The organism is Nocardioides sp. NPDC127503 (assembly GCF_040302165.1).
In the GTDB taxonomy this organism is placed as follows: Bacteria; Actinomycetota; Actinomycetes; order Propionibacteriales; family Nocardioidaceae; genus Nocardioides.
Genome location: NZ_JBEORH010000008.1, coordinates 271,902 through 287,532, shown reverse-complemented (window position 1 = coordinate 287,532; position 15,631 = coordinate 271,902). Strand labels below are relative to the sequence as shown.

Annotated in this window: 14 protein-coding genes; 3 read left to right on the top strand and 11 right to left on the bottom strand. The window is 69.8% G+C overall.

Features of this window, described 5'->3' with window-relative positions; all coding sequences use genetic code 11:
- Position 1: 1 nt before the first annotated feature.
- From ABTW65_RS19495 to ABTW65_RS19485, 3 genes are all read right to left on the bottom strand, one after another.
- Positions 2-2,191, bottom strand: coding sequence for a HelD family protein (locus ABTW65_RS19495; protein ID WP_350663086.1), 2,190 nt, complete (start codon positions 2,189-2,191; stop codon positions 2-4).
- A 133-nt stretch (positions 2,192-2,324) separates the two neighbouring features.
- The gene (locus ABTW65_RS19490) at positions 2,325-2,597 is read right to left on the bottom strand and encodes a hypothetical protein (protein ID WP_350663085.1); all 273 of its coding nucleotides are present in this window, start codon (positions 2,595-2,597) and stop codon (positions 2,325-2,327) included.
- A gap of 103 nt (positions 2,598-2,700) precedes the next feature.
- Positions 2,701-3,468, bottom strand: coding sequence for an enoyl-CoA hydratase family protein (locus ABTW65_RS19485; RefSeq protein ID WP_350663083.1), 768 nt, complete (start codon positions 3,466-3,468; stop codon positions 2,701-2,703).
- Positions 3,469-3,487: 19 nt separating this feature from the next.
- On the opposite strand from ABTW65_RS19485, the gene ABTW65_RS19480 reads away from it, so the two are divergent.
- On the top strand, positions 3,488-4,069 hold the full coding sequence (locus ABTW65_RS19480; protein ID WP_350663081.1) for a protein-L-isoaspartate O-methyltransferase family protein: 582 nt from the start codon (positions 3,488-3,490) through the stop codon (positions 4,067-4,069).
- Here the strand turns inward: ABTW65_RS19480 and ABTW65_RS19475 are convergent.
- On the bottom strand, positions 4,066-5,223 hold the full coding sequence (locus tag ABTW65_RS19475; protein ID WP_350663079.1) for a YihY/virulence factor BrkB family protein: 1,158 nt from the start codon (positions 5,221-5,223) through the stop codon (positions 4,066-4,068). The genes ABTW65_RS19480 and ABTW65_RS19475 overlap by 4 nt on opposite strands.
- 75 nt (positions 5,224-5,298) lie before the next feature.
- On the opposite strand from ABTW65_RS19475, the gene ABTW65_RS19470 reads away from it, so the two are divergent.
- Complete coding sequence (locus ABTW65_RS19470; protein ID WP_350663077.1) at positions 5,299-5,859, top strand: RDD family protein; 561 nt, start codon at positions 5,299-5,301, stop codon at positions 5,857-5,859.
- A gap of 62 nt (positions 5,860-5,921) precedes the next feature.
- On the top strand, positions 5,922-6,614 hold the full coding sequence (locus tag ABTW65_RS19465) for an RDD family protein (protein ID WP_350663075.1): 693 nt from the start codon (positions 5,922-5,924) through the stop codon (positions 6,612-6,614).
- A gap of 61 nt (positions 6,615-6,675) precedes the next feature.
- Here ABTW65_RS19465 and ABTW65_RS19460 read toward each other — a convergent pair whose 3' ends face one another.
- From ABTW65_RS19460 to ABTW65_RS19430, 7 genes are read right to left on the bottom strand one after another with little or no spacing between them, the layout of a single operon-like run.
- Positions 6,676-7,845 (bottom strand): acyl-CoA dehydrogenase family protein, encoded by a 1,170-nt coding sequence (locus ABTW65_RS19460; RefSeq protein ID WP_350663073.1) that lies wholly within the window; start codon positions 7,843-7,845, stop codon positions 6,676-6,678.
- On the bottom strand, positions 7,842-9,758 hold the full coding sequence (locus ABTW65_RS19455) for an acetyl/propionyl/methylcrotonyl-CoA carboxylase subunit alpha (RefSeq protein ID WP_350663071.1): 1,917 nt from the start codon (positions 9,756-9,758) through the stop codon (positions 7,842-7,844). Before ABTW65_RS19455 ends, ABTW65_RS19460 begins: the two co-directional genes overlap by 4 nt.
- Before the next feature lie 5 nt (positions 9,759-9,763).
- Entirely contained in the window at positions 9,764-11,350 is a 1,587-nt protein-coding gene (locus ABTW65_RS19450) for an acyl-CoA carboxylase subunit beta (protein WP_350663069.1), read from the bottom strand.
- A 10-nt stretch (positions 11,351-11,360) separates the two neighbouring features.
- Complete coding sequence (locus ABTW65_RS19445; protein ID WP_350663067.1) at positions 11,361-12,512, bottom strand: acyl-CoA dehydrogenase family protein; 1,152 nt, start codon at positions 12,510-12,512, stop codon at positions 11,361-11,363.
- Positions 12,509-14,227, bottom strand: a complete 1,719-nt coding sequence (locus tag ABTW65_RS19440) for an acyclic terpene utilization AtuA family protein (RefSeq protein WP_350663065.1) — start codon at positions 14,225-14,227, stop codon at positions 12,509-12,511. The genes ABTW65_RS19445 and ABTW65_RS19440 overlap by 4 nt, the downstream gene beginning before the upstream one ends.
- Positions 14,224-15,030: a TIGR03084 family metal-binding protein gene (locus ABTW65_RS19435; RefSeq protein WP_350663062.1), complete on the bottom strand. Its 807-nt coding sequence runs from the start codon at positions 15,028-15,030 to the stop codon at positions 14,224-14,226. Before ABTW65_RS19435 ends, ABTW65_RS19440 begins: the two co-directional genes overlap by 4 nt.
- A complete protein-coding gene (locus ABTW65_RS19430; protein ID WP_350663060.1) occupies positions 15,027-15,626 on the bottom strand; it encodes a TetR/AcrR family transcriptional regulator in 600 nt (199 codons plus the stop codon). The genes ABTW65_RS19435 and ABTW65_RS19430 overlap by 4 nt, the downstream gene beginning before the upstream one ends.
- Between the last annotated feature and the right edge of the window lie 5 nt (positions 15,627-15,631).

The following is a 15,631-nucleotide window of genomic DNA, read 5'->3' as shown; positions in this document are numbered from 1 at the left end:
CTCAGGAGACGGTGGTCAGCAGCTGGGTCGCACGGGTGAGGACGACGTAGAGCGTGGCGCGGCCGGTGGCCGACTCGCGCTCGATCTCGTCGGGGCTGACCACGACGATGCCGTCGAACTCGAGGCCCTTGGTGTCCAGGCCGGTGAGGACGACGATGCGGTCCTCGCCGGAGGGCACGGAGGTCGGGTCGGCAGCAGAGGCGGCGGCGCTGGGGGCGTCGTCCGCGAACTCCGACCAGGACGCCAGCCACGCGTTGACGTCGGAGCGGCGCGCGACCGGGACCACGATGCCGACGGTGCCGCTGACCTGCGACGCGATCTCGCCGACCGCCTCCCGGGTGGCCTTCTCCAGGTCGACCGAGTGCTCGATGACCCGCGGCTCGACGCCGGTGGAGCGGACCGCGGTGGGAAGGTCGGCGTTGAGACCGACCCGCTCGGCGTAGGCCGCGGCGAAGTCGTAGATCTCGGCCGAGTTGCGGTAGTTCGTGGACAGGTGGAACGCGTGGACCGGCTTGCCCTCGAGCGCCTTGGCCCGGGCGGCGTCGGACTCCTCCGCCACCGGCCACGAGGACTGGGCGGGGTCACCGACGATGGTCCACGAGGCCGTACGTCCCCGGCGACCGACCATCCGCCACTGCATCGGGGTGAGGTCCTGGGCCTCGTCGATGAGGATGTGGGCGAACGGGTCGTCGTCGATCCGGTACGTCGGCGGGCGCCAGCCCCGCCCCGAGGAGAACTCACGGTCGGAGGCGGTCATCAGCTCGGCGATGTCGATGCCGCTCTGGTCGGCGTCCCGTTCGTCGGCGACCTGCTCGGGGATGTCGCCGATCGCGTATCGGAGCTCGTCGAGCAGCGGAATGTCCTCGATGGCCAGATCGGCGTCGGTCAGGCCGCGACCGGCCCACGACTTGAGGAGCAGCTGCTGCTCGTCGTACGTCAGGACTCCCTCGGAGACGCGAGCGAGGAACTCCGGCTCGCGGAGCCAGCCGAGCACCTCACGCGCCTCCAGCGCCGGCCACCAGGCGGCGGCGAACTCGAGGAAGGCGGGGTTGTCGAGCATCTCGTCGTTGAAGACCTCGCGACCTCGCTCGCGGCCTCGCTCGCCGCGTACCTGACGCCAGAGGATGTCGAGAAGCATCTGAGGTACGCGACGCAGCTGCTGGTTGCGGCGGCCCTGGCTCATCAGCTGTCGCCGCAGCTCACCGAGCCGCTTGCCGTCCAGTCGCAGCGAGTCGTCCCGGTAGAAGACCTTGAACTCGCGCGGGGAGCCCGGCGCCTGCTGGCGCGAGGCACGGCGCAGCACCTCGGCCATCCGGACCGAGCCCTTCACGTCGGCGACGGCGGGGTCGTTGTGCCAGGTCGCACGTACGCCGTCCACGACCTCACCCAGCGAGCGCAGCGCGACCGCGGTCTCACCGAGGCTCGGCAGGACGCGTTCGATGTAGCGCATGAAGACACCCGACGGCCCGACGATGAGCACGCCACCGGACTCGTAGCGGCGACGCTCGGTGTAGAGCAGGTAGGCGGCGCGGTGGAGAGCCACCACGGTCTTGCCCACGCCGGGACCACCGGAGATGGTCGTGACGCCCTTGCCCGGCGCGCGGATGGCCTTGTCCTGCTCGGCCTGGATGGTCGCGACGATGGAGTGCATCGTGCGGTCGCGGGCACGGCTGAGCTGGGCGATCAGCGCGCCCTCGCCGACGATCGGCAGGTCGGCACCGGTGCGCTCCAGCGCCTCGGCGTCGAGCAGCTCGTCCTCGACACCGATCACGCTCTGCCCCTCGGAACGGAGCACCCGCCGCCGGATCACCGACCGCGGCTCGACGGCCGTGGCCTGGTAGAACACCGCAGCCGCCGGCGCCCGCCAGTCGATCAGCAGCGAGTCACGCTCGGCGTCGCGCAGACCGATGCGGCCGACGTAGCGCGGCTCCGTGTCGACGGACGGGTCGAGGTCGAGGCGGCCGAAGACGAGCCCCTCGTGGGCAGCGTCGAGCTGCGCGATGCGTCGCGCAGCCTGGAAGGCGAACGCGTCGCGCTCCACCAGACCGCCCTCATGCCCCAGGGCCCCACGTTCGCGGCCCTCGTTGGCCAGCTCGTGCGCAGCGCGCGCCGACTCTCCCAGCTGGAGGTAGACACGATCTACGAACCCCTGCTCCTGAGCGATCTCGCGCTCAGCCAGCTTGTCGTTCAACTGGATGTTCCCCCGTCACAAAGATTCACACCCGCCGTGCGCCCCCCATGGCGCACGGCAAGGAGACAACTCTACCCCCGACGTGGTGCTACGGGGGCAGCGGTGCCGCCAGTCGACCACCGTGGCGAACCGACTAGCCGCCGACCCAGCCCTCGACGTGGTCGATGACCGCCAGGTTGATCTCGATCGTGCCGTCAGCGGGGACGTACGGCGATCCGTCCTTGTGCAGCGCCCGCAACGTGATCTTGTGTTTCCCTGGTCCGCCGAGCACGACCGACCCACTGCCGTTGCCGTGGTAGTTCGCCCGCGGCTCGGTGCACCATCCGGCGCTCTCCTGGTCCCAGCCATCGGCCGACATGTAGACGTGCAGATCGCCCGGAATCTCGAAGTCGCAACCCAACTCCACCCGAAAGTTGTCGAGCGTGGTGGTGAACTCGATCGTGTGGCCGGCCGGGTCGAGCAGCTCACGTGCGTCCGCGCTCTCCCAACGAGCGACGACCTCGCTGGCACTACTTCTTGCGCGACAAGAAGGCGGTCATCGCCTCGCGAGCCTCGTCGGAGCCGAAGAGGCGGGCGGAGAGGGCGGCCATCTCGTCGCCGCCGGCGTCGATGTGCTCGACCAGGCCGCGGACCATGAGGCGCTTGGTCTCGCGCAGGCCCTGGGGGGAGCCCTCGAGCAGGGAGGCGGTGATGGCGGCGACCTCGTCGTCGAGCGAGGCGGCGGGGACGGCGGCGGTCAGGATGCCGATGCGGGCGGCCTCGGCGGCGTCGAACTTGTCGCCGGTGAGGAAGTAGCGGGAGGCGGCGCGGGCGTCGATCCGGGGCAGGATCGAGAGGGAGATCGCGGCGGGTGCCAGGCCGAGCCGGACCTCGGTGAGCGCGAACGAGACGGTGTCGGCGGCGATCGCGATGTCGGCGGCGGCGACGAGCCCGAGACCACCGGCGCGTACGGGTCCCTGGACCTTCGCCACGACGGGCTTGGTCAGGGCGACGATGGTGCGCTGGAGACGTACGATCCCGCGGGTCCCCTCCTCCATCGGCACCGTCGCGGCCTCGGAGAGATCGGCGCCGGAGCAGAAGACGGTGCCCGTCGCCTGGAGCACGACCGCCTTGACGGAGGTGTCCTTGTCGGCCGCGTGCAGCGCCTCGAACAGCTCGGTGACCAACTGTCGGGAGAGCGCGTTGCGGTTGGCCGGCGAGTCGAGGGTGATGGTGGCGACACCATCGGTGACGTCGAGGTGGACGAGTTCAGCAGTGGTTTCAGGCGACTCAGTCATGGGGCAGACATTACGGTGCTTGACTGGAGGGGTGGACGCGGTCCTCGATGCGTTTTCCGCCATCCCCCGGGAGGGCTTCCTTCCTCCCGAGGAGCGGGGCTTCGCGGGCTTCGACGAGCCGCTTCCCATCGGCCACGGCCAGACCAACTCGCAGCCGCGGACGGTGGCGGACATGCTTCATCTTCTCGAGGTCGCACCGGGCGACAAGGTGCTCGACGTCGGCTCCGGCTCGGGCTGGACCACCGCGCTGCTGGCCCACCTGACGGGTCCCGAGGGCAGCGTCATCGGGGTCGAGCTGGAACCCTCCCTGGTCAGGTTCGGCCGCCGGAACCTGACCGCGACCGACCAGCCGTGGGCCCGCATCGAGAAGGCGAAGCCCGGGGTTCTCGGGTGGCCCCAGGAGGCTGCGTACGATCGCATCCTCGTCTCCGCCGAGGCCGAGGCCCTGCCGCGCGAGCTGATGGACCAGCTCGCCGCACCCGGGCGGATGGTGGTGCCGGTCGCCGGCCTGATGATGCTGGTGGAGCGGAACGCGACGGGCCCGGCGCGACTCAGCAGGCACGGCTGGTATCGCTTCGTGCCGCTGCGGAGGAAGCTTTAAGAACTCGTACGCCGCTTCGACTCGTCCTCATCGGGGTGCGGCACCGCGCGCAGCTGGCCCGGCGGCACCGGGGGCGGCGGCTTGGTCGGCGGCAGCGGCCGGCTGAACTCGTCGTGGCGACGGATCCGCCTCGCGGTCTTGCGGAGCCAGGAGGGGTCCATGACGATCTCGTGACTGTCGCCATCCGGACCGTCGAAGGTGACCGCGACCGTCTCGAAGCCCTTGTGACGCTGCATGAGGGCATAGCTCGCGTAGGCGCGGCGGTCGGCCTCGGTCAGCTCGACGTCGTCGGTGAAGAGAGTCAGCAGCGCTCGCGGCCACAGGTGACGGGCGAAGACGACGTTGACCTCGATCGAGATCACCACCATCAGCGCCGCGATGTAGAGGAAGGCGACCAGACCGAGGACCAGCGCGAAGGTCTGGTTCATGCCGCGGGTGGCGGCGAGCACGTGCTGGACGAACTCCGCGCCGGAGTACTGCAGCACCTGCCACAGCATCGCGAACGTGAACGCGCCCGGGAGGGCGTGCCCGAGGGCGTGGTCGCGGGTGGTGGCCATCCGGAAGACGACGCAGAGCATGCCGGTGACGATCACGACGGTGCCGAGGATCACCAGCCAGTAGCCGACGTCGACCGCCTTGAAACCGAGGAAGTCGGTGCGGCTCAGCAGCAGGGACAGCGCGGTCACCGAGAGGATGGCCAGTCCGCCGGCGGCAAGCATGAACAGCGCCCGCACCCGCAGAAGGATCGGGTTGGGGCGGCTGTTGCGCGGCACCGACCAGGCGGTGTTCACAGCGTTCTGCAGCGAGAGGCCCAGGCCGAGCGCACCGTAGAGGGCGGTGATACCACCGATGACGATCGCGCCGGTCGAGCCGGTGAGCTCCTTGCGGCCGAGCTGGTCGCCGATGATCGGGAATTGCGCCAGCGCCGTGTCGAGCACCGCCTCCTGCAGGCTCGGGTTGCCCTCCAGCACGAAACCGAGGATCGAGGAGGCGAGCAGCAGGATCGGGAAGACCGCCACGAAGGCGTAGTAGGTGATGATCGCGGCGAGGTTGTTGCCCTGGTCCTCGTAGAACTTGTAGACGACAGCCAGCGGGAACGCGACCGGCGGGAACCGGCGCTGAGCCCGATCCATTGCCGTCGCCGCTCCAGCCATAAGGGTCAGGCTAACCCCTGTTTGACCCGATAGATTGAACGTCGGCCAGGTCAGCAGGCCATCACACTCGAGGAGATGACCCACCAGATGTCGAACTTCGGCCCGCCGCCCGGGCCGCCGCCAGGCGCACCGCAGGACCCCACTCGTGGACCGGGCGAGCAGCCCCAGGCCCCGCCGTGGGCACAGCAGTCGTACGTTCCCACCGGCCCTCCGCTGGCGACCTGGGGCCGCCGGGCCGTCGCTGCGCTGATCGACGCGGCCCTGCTGATTCCGTTCTATCTGGTCGCTGGCGTGGGCGGCGGGTTGTCGCAGGAGTCCGGCTTCTTCGTCACCATCTTCGGCCTCCTGGTCACCCTGGTCGGCTGGTTCGGGTTCATCGGCTTCGCCGTCTGGAACCACGTCCTCAAGCAGGGCCGCACCGGCTACACCATCGGCAAAAGCGTCCTCGGGATCAAGCTGGTCCGCAAAGAGTCGCAGGCGACGATCGGCGTCCCGATGGCGCTGGCCCGGCAGCTGCTCCACGTCCTCGACGCGTTCTGTCTGATCGGCTATCTGTGGCCGCTGTGGGACAACAAGCGGCAGACCTTCGCCGACAAGCTCGTCAGCACGCTGGTCGTGGTGGAGCCTCGGTCTTAGCCGCAGCGGGCTCAGGGCGTGTGCGCTGACATTTACGTTGAGTTGTGGCCATACTCGGGCCCATGTCTAACTACGGCCCGCCTCCTGGCGCCCCGCAGGACCCCTCCGGCCAGCCCCTGCCGCCGACTCCGCCGCCCGCCCCGGCCTACGGTCAGCCCAGCGCTCCGCCGCCTCCGCCCGCGCAGGGCTACGGCGCTCCTGCCGCTCCCACCGGCTACGGCGCCGCCCCGGCCGGCTACGGCTATGGAGCCCCGACCCCGCCGTACGCCTCCTGGGGCGCACGCGCGGGCGCCTTCATCATCGACGGACTCGTCGGCGCGGTGGCGATGATCCCGTTCTGGATCGGCTACGGCCTGCTCATCGGCGGAGCCGCCGCGGGTGGTGTCGCGGAGTATGACCCGAACACCGGCATGTACACGGACGCCGGCGAGCCCAACGGGGCGCTCATGGCCATCGGCGGGCTCCTCATGTTCATCGGCTTCCTCGTGTCTCTCGCCTACCTGTTCTGGAACTACGGCCTGAAGCAGGGCAAGACCGGCTACTCGATCGGCAAGGGCGTCCTCGGGATCAAGGTCGTCAAGGAGGCCGACGGCCAGGTCCTCGGCACCTGGTTCTCGATCGGGCGCTTCTTCGTCCACTATCTCGACCAGCTCGCCTGCTACATCGGCTACCTGTGGCCGCTGTGGGACGACAAGCGTCAGACCTTCGCCGACAAGATCCTCAGCACCATCGTGATCATCGAGCCGAAGAAGTAGAGACAGACGTACGCAACAGGGCCGGTCGCTCGCGACCGGCCCTGTACTCATTTCGGCGTGCTCAGTAGGACTTCGGGAGTCCCAGGGTGTGCATGGCGATGTAGTTGAGGATCATCTCCCGGCTGACCGGGGCGATCCGGCCCAGGCGGGCGGCGACGAGTTGGTTGGCCAGGCCGTACTCGACCGTCAGGCCGTTGCCGCCGTGGGTGTGGACCGCGGCATCGGTGGCGTTGCAGGCGACCTCGCCAGCGGCGTACTTGGCCATGTTGGCGTACTCTCCGGCACCGGCGTCGTCGCCGGCGTCGTAGAGCGCGGCGGCCTTCTGCCACAGCAGGCGAGCCTGCTCCAGCTCGATCTTGACCTTCGCGAGCGGGTGGGCGATGCCCTGGTGGGAGCCGATCGGGGCGTCCTTCCAGACCGACCGCGACCCGGCGTACTCCACCGCCTTGGCGAGAGCGTAGCGCGCCATCCCGCAGGAGAGGGCGGCGCCCATGATGCGCTCGGGGTTGAGGCCGGCGAAGAGCTGCCAGATGCCGCCGTCCTCGTCGCCGACAAGGGCGTCGGCAGGGAGACGTACGTCGTCGATGAAGAGGGTGAACTGCTTCTCCGGCGCCTCCCAGGCCATCGGGATGACCTGCTTGGTGAAGCCCTCGGAGTCGGTCGGGACCACGAAGAGCGCGGGCTTGAGCTTGCCCGTCTTGGCGTCTTCCGTGCGGGCGACGATGAGGACCGAGTCGGCCTCGTCGACACCCGAGATGAAGGTCTTCTGCCCGTTCAGCACCCAGCTGTCGCCGTCACGCTTGGCGGTGGTGGTGATCTTGTGGGAGTTGGAGCCGGCGTCGGCCTCGGTGATCCCGAAGGCCATCAAGTGCGAGCCGTCGGCGATCGCCGGCAGCCAGCGCTTCTTCTGCTCGTCGGTGCCGCAGCGGCCGATGATGCTGCCGCAGATCGCCGGGCTGACGACCATCATCAGCAGCGGAGCGCCGGCGGTCGCGGCCTCCTCGAGCACGGCGGCCAGGTCGCTCATGCCACCGCCACCACCGCCGTACTCCTCGGCGATGTTGACGCCGAGGAACCCGTTGCGGCCCATCTCGAGCCACATCTCGGTCATCTTGCCGCCCTCGCGGGCCTGCTTGGCGACGAAGTCGTGGCCGTACTTCCCGGCCAGCTTCGCGACGGCCTCTCGCAGCGCCGCCCGTTCCTCGGGTTCAGTGAATGCGGTCGTGGTCATGCTGTCTCCTCTACGACGGCCAGCACCTCGCCGGCGGCGACCTGGGTTCCTGGTTTGACGTTGATCTGGGTGAGTACGCCGTCGGTGGGCGCGGTCACCGTGTGCTGCATCTTCATCGCCTCGAGGACCAGCAGCGGCTGGCCCTCCGTGACGCTGCTGCCGGACTCGGCGAGCACGCTGATGACCGACCCCGGCATCGGCGCCAGCAGGCTTCCGGGCTGGGTCTGGGTCGCGGGGTCGGTGAACCTCGGACGCTTCCGCAGCGCGGTGTGGCCGAACGAGGAGTCGACGTCGATCCGGTCGCCGTCGATCGAGACCTCGTACGTCGTGCGTAGGCCGTCCTTCTCGAGCACAACCCGCTCCCGACCTGCATCGATGACCTCGAAGCCGTCGATGCGGTAGCCGTCGCGGGTGCCGTACCACTCCACGACGAGGCCGTCCGCGGAGTCATCCTCGAAGACCGTCCGCTGGGGCTGGCTGGTGACGTTGCGCCAGGCGACCGGGAGCCCCGGGCGACGGGTCCCTTCGGCCAGCGCGACCGCCGCCGCGACAGCTGCACCAGGGTCGTCGACCGTTGAAAGAAAATTTTCTTTCGCGAGCAGAGCGGTCGTGACCTCGCCGCTGCGGAACGCATCGGAACCGAGGATCCCGATCAGCTGCTCCCGGTTGGTCACCAGGCCGTGGATCTTGGCCGTACGCAGCACCCCGACGAGCCGCCGGATCGCTGCCTCGCGCGTGGGCGCGTGCACGATCACCTTCGCCAGCATGGCGTCGTAGAAGGTGCTGACCTCCGAGCCTGACGCGTAGCCGGCGTCGATCCGGGCGTCGCCGGGGCGGTGTATCGAGCTTGTCGAGATGAACTCCAAGGTCGTCAACGTCCCCGACTGCGGCTGATAGTCCGCGGAAGGATCCTCGGCATACAGCCGCACCTCCACCGCATGCCCGTCCACGCTGGTGGTCGAGCTTGTCGAGACCTCTTCCAGCGACCCCTCGGCCACCGCAATCTGCAGCTCCACCAGATCCACCCCGTGCACCAGCTCGGTCACCGGATGCTCCACCTGAAGCCGCGTATTCATCTCCAGGAACCAGAACCGCTCCGTGGCGGCGTCGTAGAGGAACTCGACGGTCCCGGCGCCGCGGTAGTCGATCGCCGCGGCAGCGTTCCGGGCGGCCTCGTGGAGCGCCGCCCGGACGGTGTCCGGAAGCAGCGGAGCCGGGGACTCCTCGACGACCTTCTGGTGGCGACGCTGTACCGAGCAGTCGCGCTCGCCGAAGACCGCGACGTTGCCGGCGCCGTCACCGACGACCTGGACCTCGACATGGCGGCCGGCCTCGACGTACGGCTCCACGAAGACGGTCCCGTCCCCGAAGGCGGACGCGGCCTCGGCCTCGGCCTTGGCGATCTCGGCGCCGAGAGCGTCGAGGGAGCGGACGATCCGCATCCCGCGCCCACCCCCACCGGCGGAGGCCTTGACCAGCAAGGGCAGGTCGGACTCGACCGGTGAGGCCGGCGCCTCCAGCACCGGGACCCCGGCGGCAGCCATGATCTTCTTGGCCTCGATCTTGGAGCCCATCTGCTCGATCGACTCGGGCGCGGGCCCGATCCAGACCAGACCGGCCGCCTCGACGGCGCGGGCGAAGTCGGCGTTCTCCGACAGGAACCCGTAGCCCGGGTGAATCGCGTCGGCACCGGCCACCTTGGCCGCCTCGATGACGAGGTCAGCGCGGAGGTAGGTCTCGGCGGGGGCGTTGCCCGGGAGACGTATGGCATGGTCCGCCTCCGCCACGAACGGCAGGTCCGCGTCGGCGTCGGAGTGCACCGCGACGGTCCCGATGCCGAGCTTCCGGGCGGTGCGGAAGACGCGCGAGGCGATCTCGGCGCGGTTGGCGACCAGAATTCGACTGATGGTCATGGCTCTCACATCCTGAAGACGCCGAAGTTCATGGCGCCTTCGATCGGTCGGGTGGCGATGGCGGAGAGGCAGAGGCCGAGGACGGTACGGGTGTCGCGCGGGTCGATGACCCCGTCGTCATAGCCGAGTCCGCTCAAGAACATCGGCAGCGACTGCTCCTCGACCATCCCTTCGACCATCTCCTTGACGCCCTTGAAACCCTCGGCGTCGAAGATCTCGCCCTTCTTCTCCGCGGACTCGCGGGCGACGATCTCCATCACGCCGGCGAGCTGGGCCGGCCCCATGACCGCGGACTTGGCCGAGGGCCAGGTGAACAGGAAGCGGGGGTCGTACGCGCGCCCGTTCATGCCGTAGTTGCCGGCGCCGTAGCTCGCGCCCATGATCACGGTCAGGTGCGGGACGGTGGAGTTGGAGACCGCGTTGATCATCAGGGCGCCGTGCTTGATGATGCCGCCCTGCTCGTACTCCGTGCCGACCATGTAGCCGGTGGTGTTGTGCAGGAACAGCAGCGGGGTGTCCTTCTGGTTGGCGAGCTGGATGAACTGCGCCGCCTTCTGGGCCTCCTCGCTCATCAGTACGCCGCGGGCGTTGGCGAGGATGCCGATCTCGTAGCCGTGCAGCCGCGCCCAGCCGACGCAGAGGCTCGATCCGTAGAGGGGCTTGAACTCGTCGAACGCGCTGTCCTGACGGTCCTTGGCGTTGTCGGGCCCGGTGCCGTCCACGATCCGCAGGATCGCCTCGCGCGGGTCGAAGGGCTCCTTGAGGTCGGTCGGGATCAGATCGAGCAGGCCGTCCGGGTCGAGGTCGGGCTCGTAGCTCGCCTTCGGCTCGGGACCGCGCTTGCGCCAGTTGAGCCTGGCCACGACGCGTCGCGCCTGCCGGATGGCGTCGTGCTCGTCGACGGCGAGGAAGTCGGAGGAGCCAGAGATGCGCGAGTGCATCTCGGCGCCGCCCAGCGACTCGTCGTCGGTGTCCTCGCCGGTGGCCATCTTCACCAGCGGCGGGCCGGCCAGGAAGACCTTGGCGCCCTCCTTGACCATGATCACGTAGTCGCTCATGCCGGGGACGTACGCACCACCGGCCGTGGAGTTGCCGAAGACCACCGAGACGGTCGGCTGCTTGCGGGCGGAGGACCGGGTGAGGTCGCGGAAGCCCTTGCCGCCGGGGATGAAGATGTCCTTCTGGGTGGGCAGGTCGGCGCCGCCGGACTCGGTCAGGTTGATCGTCGGGAGACCGTTCTTCTCCGCGATCTCGGCCGCCCGGAAGGAGCGCTTGAGGGAGTAGGGGTTGAGCGCCCCGCCCTTCACCGTCGGGTCGTTGGCGACGATCATGCACTCGACGCCCTCGACCACACCGATGCCGGTGATGATCGAGCCACCGACCGGGAAGTCGCTGCCCCAGCCGATCAGCGGCTGGGTCTCCAGGAACGGGCTGCCCTCGTCCAGCAGCAGCTCGATCCGCTCGCGGGCGAGGAGCTTGCCGCGGGCCTTGTGGCGGGCGACGTACTTCTCGCCGCCTCCGGCGGCCGCCTTGGCGTGCTCCGCGTCGAGGGCCTCGATCTTCTCCAGGAGAGCCTCTCTGTTGCCGGTCATGCTGCCCACCTCATCGGTCCAGTCCCAACAGCTTGGCGGCCAGGTCGGTCATCACTTCGGTCGCTCCTCCTCCGATCGGCAGGATCCGGGCGTCGCGGTAGTGCCGCTCGACCTCGGTCCCGTGCATGTATCCCGTCCCGCCGTGAAGCTGGACGGCCTGGTCGACGACCCAGGTGCAGGCCTCGACCGCTGTCTGCTTGGCCAGCGCCGCCTCGGCGATCGTGGCCTGGGTCGACCCTTCGCGGTCGTAGCGCGCGACCACGGCGTGGGTGTAGGCCTTGGCGACCTCGACCTGCCGGTGCATCTCGACCAGCTTGTGGCGTACGACCTGACGCTTGATCAGGGGCTCGCCGAAGGTCTCGCGCTGGCGGCAGAAGTCGGCGGTGAGCGCCAGGCAGCGCGCGGCGGTGCCGTAGCCCTGCACGGCCAGCGCGATCCGCTCGGTCACGAACGCCTCAGCGATGTAGATGAAGCCGGCGTTCTCGTCGCCGACGAGGTTGGCGGCGGGGACGCGTACGTCCTCGAAGGCGAGCTCCGCGGTGTCGGAGCAGTGCCAGCCCATCTTGGCCAGCTTGCGCGTGACCGTGAATCCACCGGTGGTCGAGCCTGTCGAGACCTCCTTGTCGATCACGAGCAGGCTGATCCCGCCGGCACCCGGGCCACCGGTGCGGACCGCGGTGGTGACGAAGTCGGCGCGTACGCCGCTGGTGATGAACGTCTTGGCGCCGTTGACCACGAACTCGTCGCCGTCGCGAACGGCGGTGGTGCGCAGGTGGGAGACGTCGGAGCCGCCGTCGGGCTCGGTGATGGCGAGGCTGCCGATCTTCTCCCCGGCCAGCGTCGGCTTCACGTAGGTGTCGATCAGGTGGGGCGAGCCGTGCTTGGCGATGTGGGGCAGCGCGATCCCGTGGGTGAACAGGCCCGCGAGCAGCCCTGACGAGGCGCCCTCGGACATCATCCCCTCGGTCACCGCGACGGTGTCGGCCAGTCCGCCGCCCTCGCCGCCGGCCTCCTCGGGGAACCCGATCCCGAGAAGGCCCTGCTTGGCGGCGGCCTTGTGGACCTCGCGCGGAATCTCCTGGTTGTCCTCCCATTCCTGCAGGTCAGGGAAGACCTCACGGCGGACGAACTCGGCGCCCAGCTGGAACAGATCCTCGCTCACAGAAGCCCCTCCGGAATGTCTACAAATCGGCTTCGCGCCCACTCGCCCAAGCCCTTCGCCTGCGGGTCGAACCGCGTCGAGGCGGCCACGCCCTCGCCGAGCAGGTCGTGGATGACGATGTTCACCCCGCGCAGATGTGGCAGCGGCGTGATGTCGATGGCGAGATCCTCGGCCTCGGGCAGCAGCTGCCGCACCCACTCCGGGGTGACGGTGTCCAGCAGCCACTCGACGGCCGCATCCGACTTCCCCTGCGGCACCCAGAGCCCGAGGTTGGCATCGCCACCCTTGTCCCCGGATCGCGCATAGACCAGCTCCCCGAGCGCCCGCCGAGACGTCGCTCCGGTCGGCCGAGGCGTCGCTCCCGTCGGTCGAGAGGTCACCTTGTCCGACGTCCGTGACGTCTCGGCCGACGGGCGTGACGCCTCGGCATAGGCGAGGGGTGCAGGGACCTCGTAGGTCGAACCGTCGGGGAGGTGGACGGTCTCCGGGGCGCGGTCGCGCCGGACGTACGCAGCCTTGTAGATCCCGAACGGAGACGGCCGTCCCGGGGGCGCAGTGACATGGAAGCCCGGGTAGGAGGCGAGCGCCAGCTCGATGGCCGGTGCCGTCAACGCGCGGCCGACCGCGTCGGCGTCCGCCGCCCGCGCAGAGAGCCGCAGGATGCAGGCGGCTCCCTCCTCGGTCGGCGAGTCGGGCGCGGGTACGCGGTAGGTCGACCAGGTGTAGTCCGGCCCGATCGGGAGCTCGGCGTCGAGCTGGTCACGCAGCCAGGCGGCCTTGGCGTCGATGTCGAGCCCGGTGAGCACGAACTCGGTCGAGTTGCGGTAGCCCCCGAGCGAGTTGACCGCGACCTTGAGGGTCGCAGGCGGCGGGGTGCCGGTCACGCCCGTGATCGCGACCCGGTCGATCCCGACCTCCTGGAGCCGGATCGAGGTGAGGTCGGTGGTGACGTCGGGGCCGAGGTAGTGCGGACCCTGGATCTCGTAGAGCAGCTGCGCGGTGACCGTGTCGACCGTGACCGTACCGCCGGTCTCGTCCTGCTTGGTGATGATCGAGGAGCCGTCGACGGCGATCTCGGCCACCGGGAAGCCCAGCGGCCGCGCCCGAGCCTGCGGCGACATGGTCAGGAACCCGGAGAAGTTGCCGCCGGTGGCCTGGGTGCCGCACTCGATCACGTGCCCGGCGACCACGGCGCCCGCGAGCTCGTCGTAGGAGTCGCGCTTCCAGCCGTGGTGGGCGATCGCCGGCCCGACGACGACCGACGCGTCGGTCACCCGGCCGGTGACGACGATGTCGGCGCCGGAGTCGAGCGCATGCGCGATCCCGAAGGCGCCGAGATAGGCGTTGGCGGTCAAGGCGTCCGGGTGGGAGTCGAGCCGGCCGCGGAGATCGTCGCCGTCGACGTAGGCGACCTTCGCCCGGGTGCCGAGCGCCTCGATCGCCTTCGCCAGCCCCGCCGGGTTGAGACCGCCGGCGTTGGAAACGATCTTGACGTCTCGCTGCAGAGCGAGGTCGATGCTGTCGGCGACCTGACGCAGGAAGGTCTTGGCGTAGCCCGTCGACGGGTCCTTGAGGGCGTCCTTGCCGAGGATGAGCATGGTGAGCTCGGCGAGGTAGTCGCCGGTGAGTACGTCGAGCCGACCGCCCTCGAGCATGTCGCGCATCGCCGAGAACCGGTCCCCGTAGAAGCCGGAGCAGTTGCCGATCGTGATCATCGCGCGTCCCCTTCCGGGGTGCGTCCGGAGCCGGCGGGGCCGGCGAACGCCTGGGCGATGCTCAGCCACTTCTCGGCGTCGTCCCCGGTGGCCTCCAGCGCGGTGTCGTCGCGGTGGATGCGCTGGGTGACGAGGCGCGCGAAGTCGTACGCCGGGCCCTGGACGCTCTGCGCCGCATCCTCAGGCCCCCACTCCCAGACCTCACCGGACGGCGCGGTCAGCTCGATCCGGAACGGGTCGCTCGGCGGGGTCAGACCGTGGACGCCGTAGGAGAAGTCGCGGGTGCGGGTGCCGAGGTGGCAGACGTGCTTGATGCGGTCGCTGGGCTCGTAGGTCAGACCGAGCGCCTCACGTACGTCCAGGCCGTGGGCCCAGGTCTCCATGAACCGCGCGGTCGCCATCGAGGCCGGCGACATCGGCGGCCCGAACCAGGGCAGCTTCTTCCCCTCCGGGACGTCCGCGAGCGCCCCGGCGAGCTCGCCACGTACGCCGTCCCAGTGCTCCAACAGGTCCGTCGCCGGCATCGTGGCCATCGCCAGCGCAGCCTCGTCGACGTAGCCCTCGGGGTTCTTGAGCGCCTCGGTGACCAGCTCGTCCCACGCGGTCGCGTCACCCGCCACCCACTCGGTCGCGGCGAGCGCGGCCTCGTCGGTCCAGGCCAAGTGGGCGATCTGGGCGGCGACGTCCCAGCCCGCGGCCGGCGTCGGCTCGCGCCAGCCCGCCTCGCTCAGGCCCGCCACCACCTGGCGTAGCTCGAACCCCTCCATGGAGAGGTTCTCGAGAAGTGAATCCAGCAGGCTCATCGCAGCTCTCTTTCCAGAACCTCGGCCCAGTGGTCGAGGATCCGCTCGCGTCGGGCGGCGTCGTCGGTAATCGTGTCAGCCAGACCCAGGCCGCGGACGAGATCGAGCGTGGCCTGCACGAGCTCGCGCACGCCGGGCTTCTTCTCGTCCACGTCGAGCAGCTCGATCGTGGCCCGGTGGAGCTCGCGGCCGATCCGCTGCTCGAGCGGACCCACCGCCGCGGCCAGCTGCTCGTCGGTACGCGCCGCCACCCACAGCTCCAAGGCAGCGGCGAAGACCGGCGAGGTGACCTGCTCGGCGAGCATGGCGAGCACCTGTCGCGTACGCCGCCCGCCCTCCGGGAGCGCCCGGGCAGCCTCCTTCAGCGCCTCGCCACGGGCCTCGGTGATGTGCTCGACCGCCGCCACGACCAGGTCGTTCTTGGCCGGGAAGTGGTGCAGCTGCGCCCCGCGGGAGACCCCGGCGCGCTGGGAGACGAGCGTGGTCGAGGTGCCGGCGAAGCCACGCTCGACCAGCAGCTCGACGGTGGCGTCGAGGAGGCGGGCCCGCATCGCGCGGGTGCGCTCCTCCTGAGGTACGCGGGTGGCCTGACTCACAGACA

Coding starts and splice junctions, on each gene's coding strand:
- ABTW65_RS19465 (WP_350663075.1), top strand. CDS start 5,922: ATGTCTAACTACGGCCCGCCTCCTGGCGCCCCGCAGGACCCCTCCGGC.
- ABTW65_RS19450 (WP_350663069.1), bottom strand. CDS start 11,350: ATGACCGGCAACAGAGAGGCTCTCCTGGAGAAGATCGAGGCCCTCGAC.
- ABTW65_RS19435 (WP_350663062.1), bottom strand. CDS start 15,030: ATGAGCCTGCTGGATTCACTTCTCGAGAACCTCTCCATGGAGGGGTTC.
- ABTW65_RS19475 (WP_350663079.1), bottom strand. CDS start 5,223: ATGGCTGGAGCGGCGACGGCAATGGATCGGGCTCAGCGCCGGTTCCCG.
- ABTW65_RS19440 (WP_350663065.1), bottom strand. CDS start 14,227: ATGATCACGATCGGCAACTGCTCCGGCTTCTACGGGGACCGGTTCTCG.
- ABTW65_RS19485 (WP_350663083.1), bottom strand. CDS start 3,468: ATGACTGAGTCGCCTGAAACCACTGCTGAACTCGTCCACCTCGACGTC.
- ABTW65_RS19460 (WP_350663073.1), bottom strand. CDS start 7,845: ATGACCACGACCGCATTCACTGAACCCGAGGAACGGGCGGCGCTGCGA.
- ABTW65_RS19455 (WP_350663071.1), bottom strand. CDS start 9,758: ATGACCATCAGTCGAATTCTGGTCGCCAACCGCGCCGAGATCGCCTCG.
- ABTW65_RS19470 (WP_350663077.1), top strand. CDS start 5,299: ATGACCCACCAGATGTCGAACTTCGGCCCGCCGCCCGGGCCGCCGCCA.